Origin of the sequence: Bradyrhizobium sp. 6(2017) (assembly GCF_011058295.2) — a bacterium.
Classification (GTDB): Bacteria; Pseudomonadota; Alphaproteobacteria; order Rhizobiales; family Xanthobacteraceae; genus Bradyrhizobium; species Bradyrhizobium septentrionale.
Map to the genome: position 1 here is coordinate 8,575,397 of NZ_CP049289.2, position 25,548 is coordinate 8,600,944.

Annotated in this window: 20 protein-coding genes, 1 tRNA gene and 1 pseudogene; 14 read left to right on the plus strand and 8 right to left on the minus strand. The window is 61.0% G+C overall.

The features are described 5' to 3' along the window. Positions 1-140 precede the first annotated feature (140 nt). A complete protein-coding gene (locus tag G6P99_RS40655; RefSeq protein WP_029085588.1) occupies positions 141-2,018 on the plus strand; it encodes a sigma-54-dependent Fis family transcriptional regulator in 1,878 nt (625 codons plus the stop codon). Between the two features lie 95 nt (positions 2,019-2,113). Continuing rightward, entirely contained in the window at positions 2,114-2,536 is a 423-nt protein-coding gene (locus G6P99_RS40660; RefSeq protein WP_029085587.1) for an SseB family protein, read from the plus strand. Positions 2,537-2,601: 65 nt separating this feature from the next. Here the strand turns inward: G6P99_RS40660 and G6P99_RS40665 are convergent, their stop codons facing one another. The 3 genes from G6P99_RS40665 to madL are packed head-to-tail and all read right to left on the minus strand — an operon-like array spanning position 2,602 to position 4,524. Beyond that, positions 2,602-3,318: a GntR family transcriptional regulator gene (locus G6P99_RS40665; protein ID WP_029085586.1), complete on the minus strand. Its 717-nt coding sequence runs from the start codon at positions 3,316-3,318 to the stop codon at positions 2,602-2,604. A gap of 7 nt (positions 3,319-3,325) precedes the next feature. Beyond that, complete coding sequence (gene madM / locus G6P99_RS40670) at positions 3,326-4,087, minus strand: malonate transporter subunit MadM (protein ID WP_029085585.1); 762 nt, start codon at positions 4,085-4,087, stop codon at positions 3,326-3,328. After that, positions 4,084-4,524: a malonate transporter subunit MadL gene (gene madL / locus G6P99_RS40675; RefSeq protein WP_029085584.1), complete on the minus strand. Its 441-nt coding sequence runs from the start codon at positions 4,522-4,524 to the stop codon at positions 4,084-4,086. Before madL ends, madM begins: the two co-directional genes overlap by 4 nt. A 193-nt stretch (positions 4,525-4,717) precedes the next feature. Between madL and mdcA the strand changes: the two genes are divergently transcribed. Genes mdcA through G6P99_RS40710 form a run of 7 tightly spaced genes read left to right on the plus strand, consistent with a single transcriptional unit; the run spans position 4,718 to position 10,732 of the window. Next, positions 4,718-6,364 carry a malonate decarboxylase subunit alpha gene (gene mdcA / locus G6P99_RS40680; RefSeq protein WP_029085583.1) on the plus strand — a complete coding sequence of 549 codons (1,647 nt, stop codon included), beginning with the start codon at positions 4,718-4,720 and terminating at the stop codon, positions 6,362-6,364. A gap of 10 nt (positions 6,365-6,374) precedes the next feature. After that, complete coding sequence (mdcC, locus tag G6P99_RS40685) at positions 6,375-6,692, plus strand: malonate decarboxylase acyl carrier protein (protein WP_029085582.1); 318 nt, start codon at positions 6,375-6,377, stop codon at positions 6,690-6,692. Then, positions 6,689-7,603 (plus strand): biotin-independent malonate decarboxylase subunit beta, encoded by a 915-nt coding sequence (locus G6P99_RS40690; protein WP_029085581.1) that lies wholly within the window; start codon positions 6,689-6,691, stop codon positions 7,601-7,603. The genes mdcC and G6P99_RS40690 overlap by 4 nt, the downstream gene beginning before the upstream one ends. After that, positions 7,590-8,327 (plus strand): biotin-independent malonate decarboxylase subunit gamma, encoded by a 738-nt coding sequence (gene mdcE / locus G6P99_RS40695; protein WP_029085580.1) that lies wholly within the window; start codon positions 7,590-7,592, stop codon positions 8,325-8,327. Before G6P99_RS40690 ends, mdcE begins: the two co-directional genes overlap by 14 nt. 55 nt (positions 8,328-8,382) lie before the next feature. After that, the gene (gene mdcG, locus G6P99_RS40700; protein ID WP_246709776.1) at positions 8,383-8,967 is read left to right on the plus strand and encodes a malonate decarboxylase holo-[acyl-carrier-protein] synthase; all 585 of its coding nucleotides are present in this window, start codon (positions 8,383-8,385) and stop codon (positions 8,965-8,967) included. Next, a complete protein-coding gene (gene mdcB / locus G6P99_RS40705) occupies positions 8,964-9,812 on the plus strand; it encodes a triphosphoribosyl-dephospho-CoA synthase MdcB (RefSeq protein WP_165126160.1) in 849 nt (282 codons plus the stop codon). Before mdcG ends, mdcB begins: the two co-directional genes overlap by 4 nt. After that, on the plus strand, positions 9,812-10,732 hold the full coding sequence (locus tag G6P99_RS40710) for an acyltransferase domain-containing protein (protein ID WP_051346890.1): 921 nt from the start codon (positions 9,812-9,814) through the stop codon (positions 10,730-10,732). The genes mdcB and G6P99_RS40710 overlap by 1 nt, the downstream gene beginning before the upstream one ends. A 182-nt stretch (positions 10,733-10,914) precedes the next feature. Here G6P99_RS40710 and G6P99_RS47870 read toward each other — a convergent pair whose 3' ends face one another. Together G6P99_RS47870 and G6P99_RS47875 are read right to left on the minus strand one after the other, a co-directional pair. Beyond that, positions 10,915-11,280: a penicillin acylase family protein gene (locus G6P99_RS47870; RefSeq protein WP_084518898.1), complete on the minus strand. Its 366-nt coding sequence runs from the start codon at positions 11,278-11,280 to the stop codon at positions 10,915-10,917. Between the two features lie 68 nt (positions 11,281-11,348). Then, positions 11,349-11,819 (minus strand): annotated as a pseudogene (locus tag G6P99_RS47875) (penicillin acylase family protein); the annotation flags it as partial. 404 nt (positions 11,820-12,223) lie between these two features. Between G6P99_RS47875 and G6P99_RS40720 the strand changes: the two are divergent. The 3 genes from G6P99_RS40720 (at position 12,224) to G6P99_RS40730 (ending at position 15,674) form a co-directional block, all read left to right on the plus strand. Next, complete coding sequence (locus tag G6P99_RS40720; protein ID WP_246709778.1) at positions 12,224-13,939, plus strand: phospholipase C; 1,716 nt, start codon at positions 12,224-12,226, stop codon at positions 13,937-13,939. After that, positions 13,936-15,276 carry a cytochrome-c peroxidase gene (locus G6P99_RS40725; RefSeq protein ID WP_245284986.1) on the plus strand — a complete coding sequence of 447 codons (1,341 nt, stop codon included), beginning with the start codon at positions 13,936-13,938 and terminating at the stop codon, positions 15,274-15,276. The genes G6P99_RS40720 and G6P99_RS40725 overlap by 4 nt, the downstream gene beginning before the upstream one ends. Before the next feature lie 170 nt (positions 15,277-15,446). Beyond that, positions 15,447-15,674 carry a hypothetical protein gene (locus G6P99_RS40730; RefSeq protein WP_029085573.1) on the plus strand — a complete coding sequence of 76 codons (228 nt, stop codon included), beginning with the start codon at positions 15,447-15,449 and terminating at the stop codon, positions 15,672-15,674. 103 nt (positions 15,675-15,777) lie between these two features. Here G6P99_RS40730 and G6P99_RS40735 read toward each other — a convergent pair. Continuing rightward, positions 15,778-15,872: transfer RNA gene (locus G6P99_RS40735), tRNA-Lys, on the minus strand. Positions 15,873-16,223: 351 nt separating this feature from the next. Next, positions 16,224-17,111 (minus strand): transglutaminase family protein, encoded by an 888-nt coding sequence (locus G6P99_RS40740; protein ID WP_165126163.1) that lies wholly within the window; start codon positions 17,109-17,111, stop codon positions 16,224-16,226. Positions 17,112-17,242: 131 nt separating this feature from the next. Between G6P99_RS40740 and G6P99_RS40745 the strand changes: the two genes are divergently transcribed. After that, complete coding sequence (locus tag G6P99_RS40745) at positions 17,243-19,075, plus strand: SLC13 family permease (RefSeq protein WP_029085572.1); 1,833 nt, start codon at positions 17,243-17,245, stop codon at positions 19,073-19,075. A 370-nt stretch (positions 19,076-19,445) separates the two neighbouring features. Beyond that, entirely contained in the window at positions 19,446-21,566 is a 2,121-nt protein-coding gene (locus tag G6P99_RS40750; protein ID WP_165126166.1) for a tetratricopeptide repeat protein, read from the plus strand. A gap of 658 nt (positions 21,567-22,224) precedes the next feature. On the opposite strand, the gene G6P99_RS40755 is transcribed toward G6P99_RS40750, so the two are convergent. Further along, positions 22,225-25,314, minus strand: a complete 3,090-nt coding sequence (locus G6P99_RS40755) for an autotransporter outer membrane beta-barrel domain-containing protein (RefSeq protein ID WP_165126169.1) — start codon at positions 25,312-25,314, stop codon at positions 22,225-22,227. Positions 25,315-25,548 lie beyond the last annotated feature (234 nt).

The window sequence follows — 25,548 nt, forward strand, 5'->3', positions numbered from 1 at the left end:
CTGCAACAGCGCGTGCGCAGAAGTTTGGATTTTCAGTTGTTTGATCTATGATCGCGAGAACCGCGCCACGCGCGAGAACGACCCGAACCGGGCTACGACCAAGAGGAATTCGCCAAGCAGCGACTCCGGGAGGAGCTAGGATGCTGACCGCCAGCCGACGCATGGACAATGCTTGGATGACGCTCGATCACCGCGGTGCGCCGCCGGCAGAGCTTTTGTCAGCCGACATCTACGACAGCTGGATGCGCTGCATTTCGCTTGGTCTCGACACATTGCGCCCTCCATCGCCCGAGTTCGTGAGCACCGCAGTTCTGCGTCAGGAGCAGCAGCGCTGTTCACTGATTCGCGGCCTCGCGCTCGCGGAGATGCACACACTGCATCAGCAGATTGCCGGCTCCAATTTCATGATCGCCTTTGCAAATGCCGACGGCCTGCTGCTCGACATCATCTCGGACTCGAGCTTCAGTGATGCCTCGAACGCTGCGAGCATTCGGCCCGGCACCATCTGGACCGAAGCCATCTGCGGCACCAACGGCCTCGGCACCGCCGCCTATCTCAAGCGGGCCATCGTCGTTCACGGGGGCGAGCACTTCTTCTCGCGCTACAACAATCTTACTTGCATCGCGGCGCCAATCTTCGCGCCGGATGGCGAACTCGCCGGAATACTGGACGCGTCATCGGATTGCATGTCGAGGCAGGCGCATACCCAGGCGCTCGTCGCAATGGCCGCAACCCAGATCGAGAATGGTCTGTTCCGCGAGCATCACCGCGGAAACATCCTGATCGCTTTCCATAACCGCGGCGAGTATCTGCATACGTTGAGCGCGGGCCTGCTGGCCGTCGATAACGAGGGCAGGATCCTTGCAGCCAACAGGGCCGCAAGCGTCCTGCTGCATGGCCTGCCAGCCTCGCCGGGTCGTCGCTTCGCCGACGTCTTTCGTACGAAATTCAGCGCCTTTGTCGATGAAGGCCGGCGCAAGGAACGCCAGCGCCTCGAGGACGAGGTCGGTAGCCAGTTCGTCGCAACAATCGAGAACGCACGCCAGTTCTCGATGATGCAGGCCATCTCGCGGCCTCGGCCGCCGACGCCCAAGGACGTCCCCACCCAGTTCGTCTCCGCCGATCCGGCGATCGCTTCCGTTGTCCAACGGGTGGGGGTCGCTGCGGTCCGCAAGATGCCGATCCTGATCCGTGGCGAAACCGGCACCGGCAAGGAGCAACTCGCCCGCCATGCTCATGCCGCCAGTGGACGGACCGGCGCTTTCGTGCCGGTGAATTGCGCAGCGCTCCCCGACAGCCTGATCGAGGCGGAGTTGTTCGGCTACGCCGAAGGGGCTTTCACCGGAGCGAAAAAAGGCGGGGCTGCGGGACTGTTCAAGGAAGCGGACGGCGGAACGCTCTTCCTCGACGAGATCGGCGACATGCCGGTGACGCTGCAGGCCGTGCTGCTGCGCTTTCTGGACGATTGGACTGTCCGGCCGGTCGGCGGCACCAAACGTCAGGTCGACGTCCTCCTGGTGTCTGCCACCAATGCCAATCTCGACGACTCGATAGCGAAGGGCCGGTTCCGATCGGATTTGCTGTTTCGCCTCAACACGCTGGAGGTGACGTTGCCGCCTTTGCGCGAGCGCTCCGATTTCGCCGAGATCGCGCGCCATTTGATCCACAAGATCGATCCCTTGATGGATTTGACCGAAGGGGCGATCGATCGTCTGGCCGAACTCGATTGGGATGGAAACATCCGCGAACTGCGCAACGTGCTTTCCCGATTGTCGCTGGCCGAGCCAGGAGATCTGATCGACGAGACGTCGGTCGAGTCCGTACTTGCACATTCCGGCGGCGAGCGCCTGACTGGCAAGGCGGCGGGTGGTGGGCTCAAGGCCAATCTGCATGAGATTCAACGCTCGCATGTGCTGACCGCGTACGCCGAAACCGGCAACAACATCAGCAAGGCCGCGCGCCGCCTTGGCGTGTCGCGCAATACGATCTATCGCGCCCTGCGCGGCAACAAGGACTAGCATAATCGCGGCGAAGGCGCCGCGACGGCTCGATCCGGCTGTAACTGGAGGCGCTGAAGTCCAGCCCCTCGCCGGGTTCAATTGGGAGTGTCGCCATGTTCGAACCGGAAAACAGTCTCGAAGCCCTGATGCAGGCCGCGGCAAGGGACGCCAGCATCGTTCCCGCATTCTATCGCGCCTTGCTCGAGACGGAGATTTACATTCTGACGCCGGAAGCGCCGATGAAGCCTGGGCGCCGTCGCTCGCTCAAGTTTCAGGAAGAGATCAACGTCGCAACGGTCGAATTCCAGAACATGACATGGCACCCCACCTTCACCTCAAAGAAGCGCATCTACGACTATATAAAGGAGCCTGAGGTGTGCCTTGGCGCCGCTGCGCGCAATCTGTTCGAAATGTTGCCTGACTCTAATTTCTGGCTCAATCCGTTGTCCGAATGTCAGAAGCCGCTGCCCGCCACCGAAATCGCTCTCCTCATGAGCGGCAAGATCTTTGGCATGGCGATGAAGTCCGCGCGATAAGCGCGGTGCTCGTGCGACATTGCGCCCATCCGGTTTGCATCAACAGCGGTTCACAGCCGGACTTGTCAGACGTTGTCGGGCTCAGGCCGATCAACGGGCCTGAGGCGATCATCAATGTAGCGCCTGAGCGCCGCGGCCGCGTTCAGCATATGCGCACGCATCCTGCGCGATGCTGAATCGCCATCGCCCTCCGCGATCGCCTGCATGATCGCCTCATGCTCCTCGCGAGACCGCCGAATACGATCACCCTGGCGCAATTGGGTTCGACGGAAGGCGCTGAGACGGGCGCGGACATCTTGCGCTTGCTCCGCAAGGAACGAGTTGTGCGTCGCCCGGTAGATGCATTCGTGGAACTGCCGGTTGAAGGCATCATAGGCGTCAACGTCGTTCGCCTCGACCATCGCACGCGATCCGTCGTGGAGCTCGATCAGGTGACTGCGCTCGAGCGGCGTCATGCGAAAGGTCGCAAGCCTGACGCACATCGCCTCCACCTCGGCGCTGGTCTCGAACATGTCCATGATGCGCTCGGGTGTCATGCGTGCAACGACGACCCCACGACGCCCACGGACCTCCACCAGCCCGCTGACGGCAAGCTGCCGGAGAGCCTCCCGCACCGGAGTCCGGGAGGCCCCAAAGCGATCGGCAAGCTGCTGTTCTTCCAACGCCGACCCGGCGACGAGCGCGCCGGATGCTATCTCGTCTGTGAGCGCGTTTCGGATGCGGTCGGAAAGCAGACCACCATCGTCTTCCGCTTCGGCTACGACTTTCAAGAGGCTCACCATTTTTCAGCTAACCAGTGATCGCACGCACTGCGAAATACAGGACAGAGGGGGCAACCAGACACCCCAAGCCGGTATGAAATGTCGCAGTCAACGCGCCATACGGGACCAGACGCCGATCGGTTGCCGCAAGCCCTCCGGAAACGCCGCTGACCGTTCCCATCAAGCCGCCGAACACCATTGCACTGCGCGGATTGTCGAGGCCGATCATCTTCGCCACGAAGGGCGTACCGATCATCACGATCACTGCCTTGAATACACCGGTCGCGATCGAGAGCGCAATGACCGGCGAGGATGCGCCGATCGCCGCCCCCGTGACCGGCCCCACGATATAGGTAACCGCGCCAGCACCAATCGTCGTCAATGATTCGGCGTCGGTGTAGCCAAACGCCGCGGCGACGATAACCCCCAGAATGAACGGAACGACGGTTCCCAATCCGAGTGCAATCGCACCGATTACGCCGGCCTTGCGCGCTTGATCGACATCGACCTCAAAGGCGGTGGCGACGATGGCAAAGTCCCGGAGCATCGCGCCTCCCATCAGGCCGATCCCGGCGAGCGCCGGCAGGTCGGCCACGCCCTTCTCACCGCCGGTGGAGATGCCTCCGAAAAAGGCCAGCACGAGACCCAGCATGATCGCGATCGCCGAGCCGTGAATGCGCCCGAAGGTGAGATATTTCGAGATTGATCCGGATATCCACATCAGGATTCCGACGGCGGCGAACGCGGTCACCAGCGAATTGGCGGTGAGAACGTGAGACATCATGTTCATCCAATCCTCCCGGACTTGAAGTGAGGCACTGGCGCGGCGAGCACTTCAGCCTCTCGCGCCTCGATCTCGTCCATCGTCTCGACACGACCGCTGAACCGACCGATCAGGGCCACCATCGCGAAACAAACCGCGACCGCCCCGATCCCCGCAATGACTACGATCGGACCGCCTTTAGCAGCAGCGACCACGTTCTGCTGCGCCGCCATCGCGACCACGATCGGAATGTAGAAGCTGCCCCAGAACTCGACGCCGGTCTTAAGCCCATGGCTGAGCAGGCCGCGCCGCACCAGCCAGAGCCGGGCCGCGATCAGGAACATCATCGCAATGCCGACGCCGCCGACATTGGCCTTAACGCCGAGGGCAACGCCGAGCAGGTCTCCCAACAGGCCTCCGAGCAGGGTGCAAATCGCGAGCAGTGCAACGCCGGAAATGGTCACGGGCGCCTCCCCTCAGAGAATGAAGCGCGATGCCCCTGACTTGGACGCCTTGTATCCATTCGCATCTTAAATTCCCTCCTATGTATGCGAATATCCATCTCTTATAAATCTATGTATACACTAATTGACAATCTAATGCAATATGCATACATTGACGTCCATCGAAGCCAATCCCGCATGCCAAGGAGCCGAGATGAGCGATTGGGGTATGCAAAAGGCCGCCCTCGGAGAGCGCCTGGCGGCCGGTCAACGGCACGCAAAGGGTAAGATTGTCCCGATCCCGAGCCTGCCTGCGTTTCTGAAGGCGGTGATCCGGTCAGGCGATCGGGTGTGCCTGGAGGGCGACAATCAGAAGCAGGCCGACATCCTCGCCTCGGCGCTCGCGAACCTCGATCCCCAGGATGTCCACGACCTGCACATGGTGCAGTCGGGCGTGGTCCTGCCCGCGCACCTCGACATCTTCGAAAAGGGAATCGCGCGGCGGCTCGACTTCTCCTATTCAGGCCCGCAGTCGGCCCGCATCGCGCGGATGCTGTTCGGGGGCAAGATCGAACTCGGCGCCGTGCATACCTATCTCGAGCTGTTCGCCCGCTACTTCATCGACCTGACGCCGAACGTCGCTTTGATCGCGGCGGTAAGCGCCGACACGGACGGCAATCTCTATACGGGGCCCAATACCGAGGACACTCCGACCGTCGTCGAGGCAACGAGTTACAAGAACGGTGTCGTCGTGGCGCAAGTCACCGAGATCGTCGACAAGGTCCCGCGCGTCGACATCCCCGGCGACCTCGTGCATTTCGTGGTCGAAGCTGGCCGACCGTTCTACGTCGAGCCGCTCTTCACCCGCGACCCGGCAGCCATCACTGAAACCCAGATCCTGACGGCGATGCTGGCCATCAAGGGAATCTACGCGCCTTACGGCGTGCGTCGGCTCAATCACGGAATCGGCTTCAATACCGCCGCGATCGAGTTGTTGCTGCCGACCTATGGCGAGAAGCTCGGCCTCAAGGGCAAGGTTTGCACCCACTTCGCGCTCAATCCGCATCCCACGATGATTCCGGCGATCGAAGCCGGATGGGTCGACCAGATCCATTGCTTCGGATCGGAAGTCGGCATGGAGGATTACGTCGCCGCGCGCTCCGATATCTTCTTCACCGGGCCCGACGGATCGCTGCGCTCCAACCGTGCCTTCTGCCAGACGGCGGGCCTCTATGCCTGCGACATGTTCATCGGATCGACGCTTCAAATCGACCTCGAGGGCCACAGCTCGACGGTGACGACCAGCCGCATCGCAGGCTTCGGCGGCGCGCCCAACATGGGCTCCGACCCTCGCGGCCGCCGCCACCCGAGCGAACCCTGGCTCAAGGCGGGCGCCGAGGCCGCGCCCGACTCCTCCCCTGCGCTGCGCCGCGGCCGCAAGCTCGTGGTGCAGATTGGAGAGACCTTTGGTGACCGCAATGTCCCGCTCTTCGTCGAGCAACTGGATGCGCTTGAACTGGCGCGCAAACTCGATCTCGATCTGGCGCCGGTGATGGTCTACTCCGACGACGTGACGCACATCGTTACTGAGGAAGGCATCGCCAACCTCCTGATGTGCCGCAACAAGGACGAGCGCGAGCAGGCCATCCGCGGCGTTGCGGGCTACACGGACATTGGCCGGGCGCGTGATGCGAACCTCGTCGAGCAGCTCAGGCAGCGCGGCGTGATCCGGCGCCCTGAAGATCTCGGCATCGATCCGCTCGACGCGGACCGGCGCCTGCTGGCGGCCCGCTCGATCAAGGATCTCATGCTGGCTTCCGGCGGCCTCTACCGTCCGCCCAGCCGCTTCCGGAACTGGTGAGGAGTTTTGCATGGAAACGCTCAGCTTCAGACTATCTGCCCCGACGCGCGCTGGCGGCACCCGCATGCAGGCGATCGTCGGCGTCGTCGCCTCCGGCAACCTCGAGGTGCTGTTGGAACGCGCTTCGCCGGCCGACACCTGCGTGATCGACATCGCGACCGCGGCCCACGGCTTCGGCGCGGTCTGGGACGCCGTCGTGCGCGACTTCGTCGCCCGCCGCCCTGCCGGTGGCTTACGTATCTCCATCAATGACGGCGGAGCCCGACCCGACACGGTCGCGCTGCGCCTCGCGCAAGGCATCCGCAAGATCGAGGAGCCGGAACGATGACAGCGGCCACAGCCAATACGGTTTCGCTGAGCTGGTACGAGGCGAGCGCCCGGCAGCGCATAGAAGCGCTGGTCGATACCGGCAGCTTTGCCGAATTCATCGGTCCCGAGCAGCGCGAGATGAGCCCGCATCTGGCGATCTTCGACCTGCCGGAGCAGTTCGACGACGGCATCGTCGTCGGACGTGGTCGCCTGGAAGGATCGCCGGTGCTCGTCGCAGCGCAGGAAGGTCGCTTCATGGGTGGCGCCTTCGGTGAGGTCCACGGCGCCAAGCTCACGGGCCTGCTGCGCGCGGCACGCACACTGAACCAGGATGTGCTGATCCTGTTCGACACCGGCGGCGTTCGCCTTCAGGAGGCCAACGCTGGCGAGCTCGCGATCTCGGAAATCATCCGCGCTGTGGTCGAGGCGCGGCGCGCGGGCGTCAGCGTGATCGGACTGATCGGCGGACGCGCCGGATGCTATGGCGGCGGCAGCCTGATCGCCGGCAGCTGCTCGCGCCTCGTCGTCTCCGAGCAGGGGCGGATCAGCGTCAGCGGCCCCGAGGTGATCGAGACCAACAAGGGCGTCGAGGAATTCGACTCACGCGATCGGGCCCTCGTCTGGCGCACGATGGGAGGCAAGCACCGCTACCTCATCGGCGGCGCCGACACGTTCGTTGACGACGAGGCGCTGGCGTTTCGACAAGCGGCGATCGATGCACTCAAGATCAGGCGCGATTGCGGTGTTGCGGTTCTCGAAGCCGAGCAGAAGCGCCTGGAGCGGCGTCTGCAGCGTTTCGGCGCGTCCAAGGATGCTGTCGAGGTCTGGCAGGCGCTGGGCGTCGGTCAGCCGGCCGATATCCCCTCACTTTCGACCGACGCGTTCCTACGCGCGGCAAACAACAGGGAGAACGCCGATGACGCTCGATGACATTCTGGCGAGCCTGTTCCCCAGCGGCAGCGATATCGACGTCACCGCCGCGACGATCGCGGGAAAGGCGGTCCTTCCCGGTGCAGGGCCGGTCCACGTGCTCGGCATCACGCAGGGACAGCCGCTCGGCGTGGACGAGGCGATTGTGCTTGCAGGACGCGTGATCGAGATCGTCAGATCAGGCGATCGGGCTCCGATCCTGTTCCTGGTGGATTCCTCAAGCCAGCGCATGAGCCGACGCGACGAATTGCTCGGCCTCAGCGAATACCTGTCGCATCTCGCCAAAGCCTTGCTGCTGGCGGAAGCGGAAGGCCACCGCACCGTCGCCCTGCTCTACGGCGGCAGCGCGGCCGGCGCGTTCATCGCGACGGCGCTTGCCGCCGACGCGCTGGTCGCGCTGCCCGGCGCGCATCCCGCGGTGATGGATCTGCCGTCGATGGCGCGGGTCACCAAACTTCCGATCGATGTGCTCAAGGCCAAGGCGGAAGCGACGCCGGTGTTCGCTCCGGGCCTCGAGAACATGGTGCAGACCGGCGGCATTCACGTCGTCTGGGATGAAAATGCACCTTTGGCACCGCAGCTTGCGGCCGTGCTGCAAAAGCCGCAAGGACAGGATGATCGCGGCCGGCTCGGCGCCGAACGCGGCGGACGGCGGAAAGCGGCCGAACTGGCTGAGCGAGTTGCCGTCGCGGCAGCCTTAGATCGGGGATCGCAAGATGGTTGAAGCTCTCGCGCGCCACAGCATGGTGAAGGCCTCGGCATCCGGATGGACCGCCGTGATGAGCCGTTATCCCGAACTCGCCAGCGAGCCGATCGTCGCAGGCTGGGCGCACGCCGGCCGTCCCCTCATCGTTCGCCGGCCGGCTTGCAGCGATACTGCCGGCATGATTCCGCTCGGTCTGCCACTGCCGCCGAGCCACGGCAAACGGCGCATTGCGATCTCGCTCGCCGCGGCCGATATCGTCGCATCCGCCCCGCCCCCATTGCTGGCAGAAGCGGCCGCGACGGCGCCCGCAGCTTGGCGCGAGACGATCGACCAGCTCCTCCAACTTTTGCCGGAGACCCGCACCTTTGGCAGCCTGGCCTGGCAGCATCTCACCGGCCTTCCCTATCTTTCGAACAGTTCGGACCTTGATCTGCTCTGGCCGCTGTCGGCAGCCAGGCGAGGAGATACCCTGCCGTCCGACATCGCCCGAATTGCACAACGGGCGCCGATGCGGCTGGACGGTGAGATCGTCGGTCCGGCAGGAGGGGTTCAATGGCGCGAACTGACCGGCACTGACGAGGACGAAGTGCTTGTGAAAGGCCCGACCGTGGTCACCAGCACGACGCGTGCAGCCTTTCTCGCAGGTCACGTGTCATGAACGTTGCACTCAAATGGCAATCGCTGCCGGGATCCGCGCTTCATGCGGAGCAGCTCGGCCATCTCGCATCGTCGTGTCTGAAGCTCGAAGTCGAGACCTATCCAAAGCCGGGGCTGGTCAGCCATGTCGACAATGGCGCGCATTGCGACATGGATGCCGAGCTCTTGTGCCGCAGCGCCGAGACCCTGAAGCCGTTCTTCAGCGATCTAGCAGCCGCGGGCGCCGAGGGCGCCGGCATGAACCGGTTGCGCGCGATCGGAGTTGCGGCGGAGCGCGCCATGCTCGCTGCAACCCGCGGTGTCAACACACATCGCGGCGCGATCTTCGGATTGGGCCTGCTCTGCGCCGCGGCCGGATATCGTGGCGCGCTCGGCATCCACAAATCCCTCGGCGACCTGGTGTCGCGGCGCTGGGACAAAGACATCCTTTCAGGTCCCATATCGCTGCGCAGTCATGGCGCCGTCGCCTCGCGGCGCTACGGCGCCGGCGGCGCCAGGGCGGAAGCCGCCCATGGCTTTCCGTCGGTGTATGACATCGCCCTTCCCGCGCTGCATGCGGCGCGGAAGCTCGTTCCTCATGATGAAGAAGCGGTGCGCATTCAGACATGCATGACGCTCATCGCCGACGTCACCGACACCAACCTGTTGCATCGGGGCGGACCGGAGGGATTGCGCTTCGCGCAGGCCAGCGCATCTGCATTTCTGGCGGCGGGAGGCATCGGATCTGCCGGCTGGCGGAGACGAGCGGCCGACATTCATCACGCGTTCGTGGCGCGCAATCTGAGCCCGGGCGGCTCGGCGGACCTGCTGGCCATGGCCCTCTTCGTCGACCGACTGGAACCGTGATGCTTGCACTGCTCTGCGGCGGACAAGGCACCCTTTCGGACAAGATCTTCGATCTGGTCGCGGAGCAGCCCGCCGCGGAGCCGGTTTTCGCCGCGGCAACCGCCTGTCTCGGCGAGGACCCACGGGAGCTCGTCAGGACACAAAGCGTGGACGTATTGTCGGCCAACCGTGTCAGCCAGATCCTGACCGTCACGTCGGTGCTCGCGATCCACGCCTGCATTGCCGACCTGCTGCCTGAACAGACTGCCGTCACAGGTTACAGCGTTGGTGAGATGGCGGCCTGGAGCATCGCCGGAATATGGACAGCCGACGAAGCCCTCCGACTGACAGATGTTCGCGCGCGCCAGATGGACCGCGCGGCCGGACCAGGTGGCCGCCTCGGCTACGTCCGCGGGCTCGACCGGGCCACGCTCGAACGTCTGCTTGAACACCACCGCTGCGAGTTCGCGATCAAGAACCCCGACCTCCTGTTCGTGATCGGAGGCGCAGAGCGGGACCTCATCGAGCTCTGCCGGGAAGCGACAAGACAGGGCGCCGCGCGCACCGGCCTTCTCGCCGTGAAAATCGCGTCGCACACGTCACATCTCGCGCAGGTCTGCGCGCCGCTGCAACAGGCGCTCGACGGCAGCAGACGCACCCCTGTCGCAAGCGGACGGATTCTGCTTTCCGGGGGCGACGGCGAACGCATCTTCTCTGCAGGGAGTGCAACTGTGAAGCTCGCAGGCCAGGTCGCGTGCCCCATCGACTGGGAAGCGACCTTGGAAGCCCTTGCAGAGCTGGGAGTCACCAGGGTGTTGGACCTCGGCCCAGGACATGCGCTTGCAGAGATGGCGCAAACATTCCTGCCATCCATTCGATGCTACGCCACGGACGGATTTCACACGGTCGAAGGCTTGCGAAGCTGGGTTGCTTCCAACTAGCCGGCACGCATGACTTGAGACGCGGAGTGTCACAGCAGGCGACGCAGAGGCCGCAGAAGCGGCCGCCCAAAATGCCTGCTCGGCAAAGCCGCTTACCCCAACCGGGCAACGGGTGTGTGGAGAAAGGTGGTAACGGGAGGCCGCTACATCGCGAAACCCACTGTTTCAAAGGCCCTATTTTCTTACTGGAGAGCAGCGTAACTCCGTGTGTGGCTGAGTGAAGGGAGCCGGGAAATCCGGCAGCGTAGCCAGAAGGCGCCGTGCTGTACCGGCAAGTGCCGGATCGAGCGCCGCATGCGGCCGTCCGGCCTCGCCGTCTTGCGGCCATAGCTCATCGATCTCCTGCTGCGACAGCTTACCGGCAGGTTGAGCCGGGCGAGCTCAGTCCGCCAGTTGTGCGAAAGCCAGACTCCCATTGTCTCGCCCCAAAGCATGCTATCCACCGGACTCCATGGCTCTGGAGCGCCGAGGAGCAGGAACTCTTCCGCGCTAAAGCGGCCGCGTTCGTCGATCCAGGCGTTGACGCCTCGCGCATAAGCTTCCAGCATAGGCGTGTCGGCTCTGACACAGCGTCAAGGTCAGATGATGCGCGAACACGAAGGCCGAGAGTGCGCATCATTCGATCCATCGGCAGCGCCGCTTGCCCGGCAATCTCCGACAATCGCCCTGACGCCGAGCGGCGCATGAGATCCATCTGGAACATCCGGTCTCGTGCATGCAGATAGCCAAGCGCTGTTGCGGCATCGATCATCGTCGAGGTGCGGATCCAAGGAATGCCATTCGCGTCCAAACGCACGCTTGCGGCGGCGGAAAGTCCGTGGACCTGCAACTCATCATTGAACGGTGGCAATGTCTGCCAGATCAAGGCAGCCATAATGCCAATCCCGCCCAGCAAGAGGACAATGCCGTAAGCGATCGTCTTGATCACTATCGTTCTTATTGATCCGCTTTCCTGCTTCGGGTGTACTTGAAAGCTATCTTCTGTTGGTACCAATCCGTGCGCTGACGGCGTTGCCGGATCCAACCCCCTCAAGCTCGGCTTTCCTTCGAAGAACTGCCATCCAAGTCCTTCGACTATGGCCGACATTGGCTCCACTCAGAAGGCACAGATATTCTTCTTCCAATTCACTGCCTACCGCCTTGGTTGCGCGCTGTTGAAGGCCAAAGGGTCTTTGATGGCAGCAGTATGTAGATCGCCTTCACCTCCATCCTCGGACTTCGAAGCAATATTCGCGATCGGCGCAATAAATTCCCCGGTAGACGGTAAAGAACTTTTTATGTTGACGTGAACGCGCTCTATTTCGCGCATTTGCGTCTGTACTCCACTGCATCGAAAATGCTTCCGCCGCCGTAATTTGTCAGACGATTTGCACGACCCGCAATCAGCATTCGGATTGCGATTGTGCCGCAGCAGAAATCAAAACTGACACATGGCCGTCATTGACGCTGACTAACGGTCTCGCCGCTTTGCATGCACCTCTTGAGGGAAAAATGAAGAATCGAAAATTGAAGACGACGTTACTCGCCACTGTAGCGCTGTTTGCTGTTGCGAGTATTGCAACGTCGACTGGCTCAGTTATCGCTGGTCCGGGCACCAACAAGGCAGACAGCAAGAAGGACGACAAGGATGCCGCCGTTGTTCCGAATACGCTGAAGACCAAATATCCGATCAAGCACCTGGTGATCGTTTTCAACGAGAACCGCTCGTTTGATCATTATTTCGGTACTTACCCGAATGCACTGAATCCGGAAGGCGAGCCGGTTTTCGAGCCTGCCAAGAACACGCAGCGGGACATCGACAATCTCTTGTCGAGCGTCACTCTGCTCAATAACAATCCAAACTTGAATGCGGCCAACGGCGCCGGCGCTTCCAACCCGTTCCGTCTAGATCGCACGCAGGCCAATACGGCCGATCAGGGCCATGGCTACACGGCCGAGCAGAAGGCCTACGACGGCGGCATGAACGATCTGTTCCCGGAATTCACCGGCAAGGGCACCAATGGCGGCGCCGGCGCTTTTGGCACCAAAGGTCAGGTCATGGGCTTCTTCGACGGCAACACAGTGACCGCCCTCTGGAATTATGCCCAGAACTACGCGATGAGCGACAATGCCTGGAGTGATCAATATGGCCCGTCGACGCCTGGCTTGCTCAACATGTTTGCCGGGACCACGAATGGGGCGATCATTCCGGCGGGCCTCACTGCGAGTACAGTCCAGGATGGTCAGGGCGGTCTCACGCTGACCAGCGATACGGATCCGGTCGGGGACGTGTGCTCAAGCCAGACCTCACAAGTTCGGATGACGAGCAAGAACATCGGCGACTTGCTCAATGCCGCCGATATCCCCTGGGGATCTTTTGTCGGTGGTTTCAACCTGCAAACTCTCAACAACAACGGCACCACAGGTTGTGTGCGCTCCACCGTGAGCCAGGTCGTCGGCGGCGCGATCCGGGACTATATCCCGCATCACATTTGGTTCCAGTATTACCAGTCGACGGCCAACCCGACCCATGCCCGCCCGACCTCGACCAAGGCGATTGGCTATACGACGGTACCCGGCAAAAACAAGGTTGATCCGGCCAACCACGCCTACGATTTGGACGACTTCTTCACTGCGGTCGGATCCGGCAACTATCCGGCAGTGTCTTTCATCAAAATGTCGGCCTTCCAGGACGCTCACCCGGGCAACTCCGATCCGCTCGATGAGCAGACGGGGCTGGTTACCCTGATCAACTTCCTGCAGCAGCGGCCTGACTGGGAAAGTACCGCCGTAATCCTCGCCTATGATGACTCGGACGGCTGGTATGACCACGCTTTCGCCAAGACGACGAGGCCGTCGTTCTCGGCAACAGCCGATGCGTTGAACGGCACGGGCATTTGCGGCGTGATTGGCACGACCGAACCCGCAGGAGTCAACGGCTTGCCTGTTCATGGTCGCTGCGGTCCCGGCACGCGCCAGCCGTTCATGGTGATTTCCCCCTACGCCAAGAAAAACTACGTCAGCCACGTGCTCATCACCCAGGCCTCCATTCCGCAGTTCATCGAAGACAACTGGCTGAACGGTGAGCGGATCGGCGGTGGCTCCTTCGATGCTACGACCGGCTCGATCGTCGACATGTTCAACTTCAACAAGAAAAACAGCACCACGCTCATCCTCGATCCGACCTTCGGTACGGTGGATACCAAGAACAAGACGAAGAACGATTGAGCCAGATTCAGATGCTCAATCGCACAATCGCGTGCTTCGTCGGCGCAGGCCTTATGGCCTGCGTCGCTTTGGCTGCCGAGCCGCAAACGTTGCCCGGCGAAAACCCGAATCCGGTTCGTCTGGTCCGTCCCCCAGTCGCGCCGCTCTCGGCGATGGCGAAACTCGGTCGGGACGTATTCTTCGACACGAGCCTGTCGTCGTCGGGCAAGATGGCTTGTGCGTCCTGTCACAGCCCGGACCACGCGTATGGTCCCCCTAACGACGGGCCAGTCATGCCCGGCGGCCCTGCTCTGTCGCTTCCCGGGTTGCGAGCCGTCCCATCGCTGACTTACCTGCAGCGGCAGCCTGACTTCAGCATCGGTCCCGACGACCGGGAAAACGAGACCGTCACACTGGCGCAAATGGCCGACATTGGTCAGACGGCAACGCGCGTACAAAAGACCGCGCAGCAGGCCACGCAAAGCGCGGCGAATATCGTGCCGCAGGGTGGCCTGTTCTGGGACGGCCGCGCTGACACTCTCCAGATCCAGGCATCGGGTCCGTTGCTCGACCCGCGAGAGATGGATGGCGGCAGCATCGAGGTGATTGCAGAAAAGCTGCGTCGCGCGCCTTACGCTACGAAAATCGCGGCATTGTTCGGTGAGACCGTTTTGAAGAACGCGAACTTGTTGGTTGCCGAGGCGACTTTCGCGATCGGTCGCTACCAGATCGAGGAGCCGAGCTTCCACCCCTACACGAGCAAGTTCGATTATTGGCTTGAAGGCAAAGCCCGCTTCAACGACAACGAAATGAGGGGCTACCGCTTGTTCAACGATCCGGAGAAGGCCAACTGTGCCGGATGTCATAGCTCGAGGGTCACCCGCGACGGCTTCCCTCCGCTCTTCACCGACACCCAATATGAAGCGCTGGCCGCGCCACGCAATATGGTACTCCCCGACAACAAGGACCCCGGGTATTTCGATCTTGGGGTTTGTGGACCGGTTCGCAAGGACATCGCAGACCAGACTCAGTATTGCGGCATGTTCAAGACACCTACCTTGCGCAACACCGCGTTGCGCCGTGCCTACTTCCACAATGGCGTATTCACCTCGTTGCGGCAGGTCATGGATTTCTACAATTTTCGCGATACAAATCCGGAGAAGGTCTATCCGCTTGGTGCCGACGGAAAGGTGCAAAGGTACAACGATATCCCAATGAAGTATCACGCCAACGTGGACGTCAGCGATCCTCCCTTCGACCGACATCTCGGCGAGACCCCGGCTATGACGGATCAGGACGAAGCCGACATCATCGCCTTTCTGAACACACTGAACGATGGATACAAGCCGCGGGAATGAAACGCTCGTACCGTGGCGACCTAGCGCAAGGCGCGCAACCAGTCGAATGCAGCCGATGGCTTGGTCGCCCCGGTGTCTTGTACTGACCCTTCTCAGTTCTCGCACAAATGTCCGCTTCCACGCCGCTGTCGGAGCCTGGTCGGACATCTTGGATCTATCAGTACATTCCGATGACCATTCTGGTCGCTCTGCGCCGCCTGTTCGCGAGGCTCGATGGCCGATCGCGGGAAAACATCCCGCTCGCCCGCAGCGGCTTGCCATCACCGCCTGACGGCGCCGCGATCGCTGGCGAGCCCCTGGAAACTCCGACACAGGGCATAGCCTATGTGAGCGCTTTCGGTGACGAGATCGAAGTCGCCGTAGCGCATATATGTGACGGCCGGGCCCGTGCTATCTAGCTACATAAGAACGCGCGATGGTCGACTATGACGAACGCCGCATCAGACTCGCTCTGGTCTCAGCGACTGCTCCTATAACTTATTGAGCAAATGCGTTTTTCGTTGGTGGCCGCACCAGGGCTCGAACCTGGGCCCGCTGATTAAGAGTCAGCCGCGGCTTGATGAGAATCAATGACTTGCCAGTCGCACCTCCGGGCCTATCTGGCTGAGACTGGGCATCCGTCGCAGGATCTTACCGGGCCAGTTCAACCGGCGTTCTACAGGAGGCAGCCAACGACTCAACACGTCAGAAAAACGAGCGAACAAGCTTCTGCCAAGGCAGTTGGGTTTTTCTGCATTTTTGAGATATCCGACAAGTGCGAGGTAGTTCCACGCCGCGCTGGGGTCGTTGACGGGATTTGCCTTCGCGAACTGCGAGAGATTTGTTGCGAACTCGGGCGGCGGATCGGATCGCGATCGAGGTGCTCGATCTGACCGCTTAACTAACATGAATGGAACGTAGCGCGGCTCGACGCCGCGATGCCGTCTCATCCGCCACGCCGTGTGCGCTCAGATTTTCGGCAGGGTGCGGACCGATACGTCCACGTGCAGCCCGGTTGGATCGTTCGCATTGCCGATGAACCCGCCCGATATCGGCATGGCCTGGCCTGCCTCCCGGGTCACCCCGACGCGGACCAGATTCGCGCCGGCGATCAGGCCGTTGGTCGGATCGTATTCGACCCAGCCCGCGCCGGGCAGATAGACGCTGCACCAGGCGTGCGTGCTGCCGCCGCCTTGGGTCGTGCCCGAGGAATCGTCGTACAAATAGCCGGTTACAAATCGAGTGGCGAAGCCAAAGCTGCGCAGCGCTTCCATCATCAGCACGGCAAAATCGCGGCAGGTGCCAGAGCCGAGTGCCAGGGTCTGGGCGGCCGTGTGCGTGCCCTCCTCGTAGCGAGCGTTGTAGCGAAACTCCCGCTTGATCGCGTGCGTCATCGCTTCCAGCACCTTCAGGGTCTGTTTGCTGTTCGCCTCGGACACGACGCGGAGGGCCCAAGCGTCGACCTTCCGGTCAGGATCCGGCATCTGGCGTTCGGCCAGGCGCGCGAGATCGGGAATCTCTTGCGCGTCGTAGGAAAATGGGAATAGCTCGGCGGCTTCGTCAAGGCTGTAGACCGGCAGCGGCTGGCCGTCGGGGTGATGCGTCACGTCGAGCGTCGATACAATGCTAAGCTGTTTGGTCCGGAGCGTCTCCGACCATTCGAGGTAGCAGATGGAATTGTTGAAGACGTCATGCTTCCAATAGACGCTGGTCGGCTCGGGATCGACTTTCAGTGTCGCGCCGTGCAGGCGCAGATCGTGACTTTCGTCCGGCCGGACCATCAATTTATGGCGCAGCAGGCCTACCGGATTGCGGTAGATGTATTCGGTCGTATGCACGATACTGATGTGCGCCATGTGATCCTCACCTGACCGGGACTGATCCAATCTATGCCGTGCTCGTTTTACCGGGAACAAGACGCTCCTCCCGATAGGCAAGGGCGGCCGGATTTGGGGCACCCGCCTGGTCGTTGCTTTTGAGGGCGTTGATGAACCTCGATCTCGCCCTCGTCTTGCTCATGCTCGCGGCCGCCATTGCGATGTTCCTCGTCAATCGGCCCCGCATGGACGCGGTCGCGCTGCTCGTGATGGTGGCCATGCCCTCCACCGGTATCATTACCATGAACGAGGCGCTGGCGGGGTTTGCCGATCCCTCCATCATCCTGATCGCTGCGTTGTTCGTAATCGGCGAAGGCCTGGTGATGACCGGGGTTGCACGACGCCTCGGCGACTGGCTCGACGCCAAGGCCGGCGACAGCGACAATTGCCTGCTGATCCTGCTGATGGCGGCGGTCGGCGGCCTCGGCTCCCTGATGAGCTCGACTGCGGTGGTCGCCATCTTCATCCCGGTAGTGCTGCGCATCTCGCAAAATCGCGGCACCGCACCAAGCCGGCTGATGATGCCGTTGAGTTTCGCCGCGCTCATCAGCGGAATGCTCACGCTGGTGGCTACCGCGCCCAATCTGGTCGTCAATGCCGAACTGATCCGGCAGGGCGCAAACGGTTTCAGCTTTTTCAGCTTCACTCCGTTCGGGCTGCCGTTGCTCGCGCTGGGCATCGTCTACATGCTGTTCGCGCGCCGCCTGCTGACCTCCAGGACCGGCCCGTCGGCCGCCGCGGACCGCCGCCCGAGGCTGCAGCAGTGGATCGAGCGGTACCGCCTGGCTGATCGCGAGAAGCGCGGCCGCATCGGCCCCGGCTCGCCGCTCATCGGAAAACCCCTCGACGAATTGCCGCTGCGTTCGGCGGGCGTGAACTTGCTTGCGATCGAGCGCGGCATCGGGCTTGCGGCCAGAGTGCTCCGTCCAACCGCACAGACGGAGCTACGGGCAGGCGATGTCCTCCTCGCCGATGTGCACACTTCCAAAGAGGGCATCAACGAGCTCTGGGATTCGCTGAAGCTCGAGCCGCGACCACTCGGCGAGATGGGAAACTACTTCGTCGACCACTCCCAGGAGATCGGCGCCGCGGAGGTCATCCTGCCGGCGGAATCGGCGCTGGTTGGCCAAACCGTGCGCGAGGCCCGGATTCGCTCCGAATATGATCTTACCGTGATCGGGTTGCGGCACGGCAGCGATGTGGCGGTGAACGATCTGCTCGACGAGCGGCTGAAGCTCGGGGACACGCTTTTGCTGATTGGCTTCTGGTCCGACATTCGCGAACTCCAATTCAACATGGACGACGTCGTCGTTCTGAACATGCCGGCCGAGCTGACGGAAGTTCTTCCGGCGGCGCAACGGGCGCCGCATGCGCTCGCCGTGCTCGGCCTCGTGGTCGCGCTGATGATCAGCGGCGCGGTGCCCAACGTGCAGGCCGCACTGATCGGCTGCCTGTTGATGGGGCTTCTGGGCTGCGTCGATTTCGACAGCGCGTATCGCTCCATCAATTGGAAGAGCCTGATCCTGATAGTGGGCATGTTGCCGTTCTCGCTGGCCCTGCAGCGGACGGGAGGAGTCGACCTCGCAGCCGACGCGGTGCTCGGCGTGGTCGGCGGCGCCGCGCCGCGCATGGTGCTGGCAGTCTTGTTCGTCATCACCGCGGCGCTGGGCTTGTTTATCTCGAATACGGCCACGGCCGTGCTGATGGCGCCGGTTGCGCTGGCCATCGCCAAGGACTTGGGAGCCTCGCCCTATCCGTTTGCGATGACCGTCGCGCTCGCGGCGTCCACGGCTTTCATGACGCCGATATCCTCGCCGGTGAACACGCTGGTGGTAGGACCCGGGCAATACAGCTTCGGCGATTTTGTGAAGCTGGGTACGCCCTTCGCCATCATCGTAGCGGTCATGAGCGTGCTGCTAGTCCCGGTTTTCCTCCCGTTCTGATAGACGACCCGACACTCCGTGCTGCAGTGGGGTTACGAAAACGCGCTACACCCGGAAGCTGCGGCTTGCGCGGTGACTAACGGCAACTCTTTGTCGCGCTACCCCTTTTGTTTAGCTACCGCAACCGCAATCCGGCGGGCGCGGCAACAAGGTCGCGGCTTTGTCACCGACGACCCACCACGATCATCCCTGGTCGACCGCAGATTGGCCACGTAGTCAGGGCCAAGAACGCCGACAGCAGCGTGTGCATCCACATCACACACGCAGACGAACGAATGCTCAGTATCACGCCCCCTTGAATCGACCGTGAGGCGAATCTCTATATTAGTATAATCCACTGTTTGGACAGTTCGGCTTCGGGAGTAGATGCATGGAGCGGCGCTACCAAGTCCTCCATCGTCTCATCTTGTCCTGGTCGAGCGCAGCGCTTTTTGTTCTGGCTTTCCAGGTCAACGTTGCCAGCGCCTCAGACTGGAACGATTGCAGCTCAACCAATGCCAGTCGCGCGATATCAGGGTGTTCTGTCATCTTGAACAAGGGCAGCGCGATCCCAGCCGCGCAAAGAGCCGTCGCCCTTGTCAACCGTGGCATCGCTCTCTATGACCGCAATGAGCTCGAACGAGCAAGAGCGGATTATACGGCGGCGATCCAGCTGGATCCCAAGAATGCGGAGGCACTTCACAATCGCGGCGATCTGCTTCTGCGCCAGGGTCTATTGGAGTCCGCTATCAGCGACTACACGGCCGCCCTGGCGCTGAACGATCGGTTTTCAAGTGCGTACAATGGTCGTGGGAATGCGCTCCGCGAAACCGGTCAAGTGGATCGGGCGATTGAGGACTACAACAAGGCGATAGAGTTCGATCCCAAGTCGCCGTTCGCTTACAACGGTAGAGGAAATTGCCTTAGAGATAAGGGCGAAACGGACGAAGCGATTGCCGATTACAGCCACGCGATCGAGCTGAGTAAGGACTACGCAACAGCCTATATTGGCAGAGCAAACGCTTTCGCTGACAAATCGAACTGGGCAGCGGCGCTTAAAGATTACGATGTCGCCATAGCGGTCGATCCAAAGGATCCCACGGCTTACAACAATCGCGGGACCGCGCATCAAAATGCGGGCGAGTTGGACAAGGCAATTTCAGACTACGACAAAGCCATCGCGCTCGATCCGAAACGAGCAGCATTCCACTTCAATCGCGGGCTTGCATTCCACTTGATGGGCAAGGCGAGTGAAGCGTTCTCCGAGTATACCGAGACGACTAAGCTCGATCCAAAGTATGCTTTCGCGTACCACAATCGAGGGCTGATCTCTCGTCAGAAGGGAAACCTCGACGAGGCGATATCCGACTTTTCGAGAGCTATCGAGATCAATCCGAGCTATGCGCAAGATTTCGCGTCACGAGGACTGGCGTATCTCAAAAGAAAACAACTGAAGGAAGCAATCGACGATCTGCAAAAGGGGCTTCAGTTAGACAATCGGCAAACCGGCGCCATGATCGGGCTGGGCAAAGCGTACATCGAATCGCAAGCATTTGACCAAGCTAAGCCAATCTTGGATCAAGCGATCCGGCTCGATCCGGTTTCGCCCGAGGCCTATCTCCAGCGTGGCCGTTTGATGGAAGGGATTGGCGACCTCGCCCAGGCATCTAGCGACTATAGGACCGCCCTGTCTTTCGATCCGGAACTGAAAGAAGCAAAGGAAGCGCTAAGCAAGGTCCTTGAACGCTCCAAGGTGGTCAAAATTGATCCAGCGATCGAGCCCACTGGACGGTTAAACAGGGTCGCATTGGTCATTGGAAACGGCACGTACGAAAAAGCGACTACTCTTCCCAATGCTGTCAACGACGCTTCGATCATTTCTGAGGCACTCCGAAGGATTGGCTTTAGGCAGGTGATCCAGGTTCAAGATCTTGGCCGTCAGGATCTCCTCGCAGCATTGCGTAATTTTCGTGAACTAGCCGATCATTCCGAGTGGGCGATGATTTATTATGCCGGTCACGGTATTGAAATCGATGGACAAAACTACATTGTACCTGTCGACGCACGTCTGCTGACCGATAGGGATGCGCCAGACGAAGCAATATCGCTTTCACGCTTTCTGGACGCGATCGAGGGAGCTTCGGCCATGAAGCTCGTAATACTTGACGCTTGCCGTGAAGATCCGTTCAACAACTCTATGAAACTTTCGAGCGCTTCTCGAACGATTGGACGTGGTTTGGCGAGGATAGAACCTGAGGGGGGCACGCTCGTCGCTTATTCCGCGAAGCATGGTCAGGTCGCACTTGATGGAACGGGCGCAAACAGCCCCTTTGCGATGGCACTGGCCAATCGTATGATGGCGCCAAATGTCGAAATCCGAAAGCTTTTCGGACTGGTCAGGGACGACGTCCTCGCTGCAACCAGCCGCAAGCAAGAGCCGTTCATTTACGGAACTCTCGGGGGTGATGATCACTTTATCAATCCCACGCAAAGCGATGATACCGGACATTAGAAATGCCTACGCCGCGAACTAACGCAGTATGGTTCGCTGTGAGTTTCATGTTCATGAGCTCGACGGATACTCGTGGGCAGGACGCTCCAAATACCCGCGTGCTGGTAGCGAATGTCGAACCATCGAATCGGCTCGGGCGGGAGTTGCTGGGAAAACCCGTCCTAGTTTCGAGGTCCGACGTTGCACGTGTTCGGGGCGGCGCTATTCCGGACAACCCAGTCCAGGCTGCACCACCCGTTGCCGATCCAGCATTCAAGGCAGTCTTGCTCACACCGCGGGAGTCAACTGGTCGCCCTGTTCAGATTGGCATGCCCGCACTGCCAGATGAACCTGTGGCAGGACCGTCTGTTGCGCAGCCAAACACGGCCGCTAAACCGCCAGTCTCCTTGCCGCCGGCGGCAAGTCTCAACCCGAGCGCGCCGGCAAGCGTTGAAAGCACGCCGGGCTCCGCTCCCAAGGCGCATGTGTTGCCCAATCCTGTCAGCCGATCACGGCTGAGCCCTCATCCGGCGGTAGCCAGAAGCGAAACAGCTTCGCGACGCAAAGCGATCGAACCACCGGCACGTACAAGTTATGGGGCTGCGGAAATCGCCGCGAGCCGTGCCTTCACCCGGTTTTGATCCCTAGAACCTTCGCGGCGAGAACGACCCGCCCCGCACTAGTTTTGATAACGCAAGCCAATTCTCACGCCACCGGCGGTCAGGTTATCACCAAAGCGGGTATCGGCCCGCACGAATCCCGATACTCCGTTGGAGAGGTTAAAAAAGTTGACGGCAGCTTGAATCTCACCGCGGACCTTGCCCGCGTCGGATGGAAGGGTGATGCCTGTGCTGCCGAAGACGAGGGAGTTACCCGTCTGACTGAAGATACTGTAGACGTAACCCAGCAAGCTTGGCTCAATACGCACACCATTCACTAGAAACTCGGTGCCAACCCTGGCGCCAATCCGTCCGCGCGTTGCGTCCCCATCATTAAGCGCAATGGTCGTCGCGGAGAACGCGGTGGTGCCGCTGAACTTCGAGCTAACGTATTCGATGCCTGCGGTCGGCTCGATGTAGGACTTGCTCGTCAAATCAAATTTGTAGCCGATATTGGTCGATAGGTCATAGTTTATGACGTCGTCCTTTTGATTGATTCCCCCTCCATTGATGCTGACGTTCAGTAGATCCGTCTTGAACATCAGGTCGGTGAACCAGTTGCCCTTCAGATAGGTCGCGTAGACGCCCAGGCTTCCACCATCGTAAGCCTGCGAAGCGGGCGAAGCCTTCAGATCGACATGTGAGTTCGTATAGCCCAGCAGGCCGCCCAAGAGCAGCGCGTCGTCTGCGGAGGTGACGTTCTTGATGAGCGCATCGGCCCCCGCCAGCGCACCTCCGCTTCGTTGCCGAAAGCTGAGATCTTGAGGAAAGATCTGCCCACCAAAGTTAATGGCGGTTGTGGCATTCTGATCTACATAATCGCCCCAGCCCTTAACCCAGACCGCCGGACGAACAGTTGGTCCGACGGCAGGCGGTGGTGCCTTTAGGGCAGCGAACGCATCTGTTGGTCTGCGCTGTACGGCATAGCCAAGGGCCTCTCCGGCAAAGCCTTGGGCCTGGGGCTGAGATGAATCAGCGACTCCGTTTCGTACCTCCCAAATGTGGTCGAAAACTACGTCCGAGGATTGGAACGCGATCGTCTGAGCCGCGGTCAAGGCGACGCCACTGGACAGCCCTGCCACGGTAGGGATTGACCCGAGAGCAACCGTTGTTCCTCCGTTTTGCGGCAGCAAGACCAACGCGCTCGTTCCGAAGTTCTGCGCGTTCGCAAGCGTGAACGTGCCGGGGGCAATTGATCCTGCTTGAATGAGGGTGGCTGCAGTCGCAAATGGCGCCAAAGGAGTCAGATTGAGTACCGAAATGGAGGTCGACCCGGACGCGCTTCCATTGATGATAACTTGATCGGCACGAGCAGTTTGCGTGCTAAAGTCGAGCAGAATCCTGCTCCCCGGCGATCCGACATAGTTGCCGCCGATGGTGAGTCTGTCGCCGGCGGCGTTGTTTTGCAGAATGATGGTGCCGGCATTGCTGAAGTTGCGCGTCACCGATGACGTACCGGACGCGGCAAACGTACCAGCATTCGTGACAGAACCATTCCAAATCCCGGACGAGTTGACCAGGCTCGAGTTGTTGAGCAGATCTCCGTTCCAGACTCCTGTGTTTGTGATGGTTCCGCTGGTCGCAACGACGTTGCCAAGCCAGTTGCCTTGGTTCGTTATAAGGCCGGCATTGCTGACAATATTTCCTGTCCAGATCCCAGTCGATGTGTTGGTGATCGAACCCGTGTTGCTCGCGACCACCGCGTTGGTGGTACCGCTGTTCGTGACCGTGCCATGGTTACTAAGATCATCGTTCAGCGCGCCGCCCGCGGCGACGGTGATATTGCCGCCGCTGTTGTTCGTAACGCCCGTCGACGAGAGCGAGCCGCCATTCCCGACAATAAGACTGCCAGAATTATCGATCGTCGTGGCGTTCTGGGTCGTCGCACCAATGTCGAGCGTGCCAGATACAACAGTCCAGGGCAGCGCCGTTACAGAGGGTCCGCCAGTAAGCAGCCAGGCACCGGTTCCAGTCTTCTGAAACTGTCCAAAATTCTGCAAGGATTGCGAACCCAGCAGCGCCATGTTGAAGCGGCCGGCCGTTGCTCCGCCAAGAGCAAAAGTATCTCCCGACTGAGCCACTACATTTCCGTTGATGACGGATGTTCCCGTGATTGTGAGACTGTTGACGCCGCCTGTAAAAGTAATCGCGTTGGCCTGACCGCCGCGACCAATCCCGCCGGAAATAGTGCCGCTATTGACGATAGCGAGATTGCTGCCTGAGATTCCAGCACCGCCCAGGCCGGCCAAGCCGGAAGGTCCGGGACTCTCGGACGAGTCGCCACCCGCTCCACCCGCGCTGCCGCTGCCGCCTGTGATGGCTCCGTTATTTGTTAGCGAGATCCTCTCTGGTGACTGCAACGACATTCCAACACCGCCATCGCCCCCGTTTCCTCCACCACCTCCGAATGTTCCGCCAAATCCGCCTGCTCCACCCGTTCCACCGCTACCACCAGTTATCGCTGTATTGTTCGTGATTGAGATCGGGACGGCCGTTGAGCTCGGGGAAGGAAGAAGAAATCCATCTCCGCCCGCGCCGCCTCCACCGCCGCCGCTTCCCGCCTCACCACCATTTCCACCATCACCGCCACGGCCGCCACTTCGAGCGGCTGGAAGAGGCGAGTCCAAGGACGAACCGGCGAAACCACGACTAATGCCGGCAGCGCCGCCGCCACCACCCGAAGTCAAACCGAGCGTACTTCCTTCAATGCCCAGGCCTCCATTCCCGCCATTCCCACCCGGAAAAATTCCACCTGTCCCGCCCGGAAGGTTGCTGCCGTCTCCTTCCACGGCTGGTGCAGTTTGCCCGGTTTGGCCAGCATCTCCACCATTGCCACCAGGACCTGCGACCTCTCCCGCTGCCGCGCCGCCCAAACCACCTCCGGCGAACACTGTTTGGGGATCTGCTATCGCTGAGATTGCCAATGTAGCCAGCGCCACTCTCGAAAGCGAACGGCGGCGAAGCGTTACGGTATTGACGTGCGAAGACCCGGCGGCAATTCGCTCTCGCAGGTTGATGAAAAGGGTCGCTCCATCGTCTAACGCTGTCGTCGAAAACCACGGATGCGCCGATTGCGCGAAAAGAGCCCTCCGCTTAGTCGCTTTCAACATGATACACCCCGCGCAACTGACCGCATGCCAAGAACGGGATTCTCAATCCTCTAAAAAAATTCCCAGAACGACCATGATTCCCTAACTAAATTTCGGTCGGGTTGACGATCTTCCTCATGTTGCGAAATGGAGCGAGATTCAAACCGCACGCTATTCGGCGCTTCGTTCTCAGCAAAATGCCGCGCCGTATCGATCCGCGCTGTCCTGGGATATGGAACGCGTTCTCCAGACCCA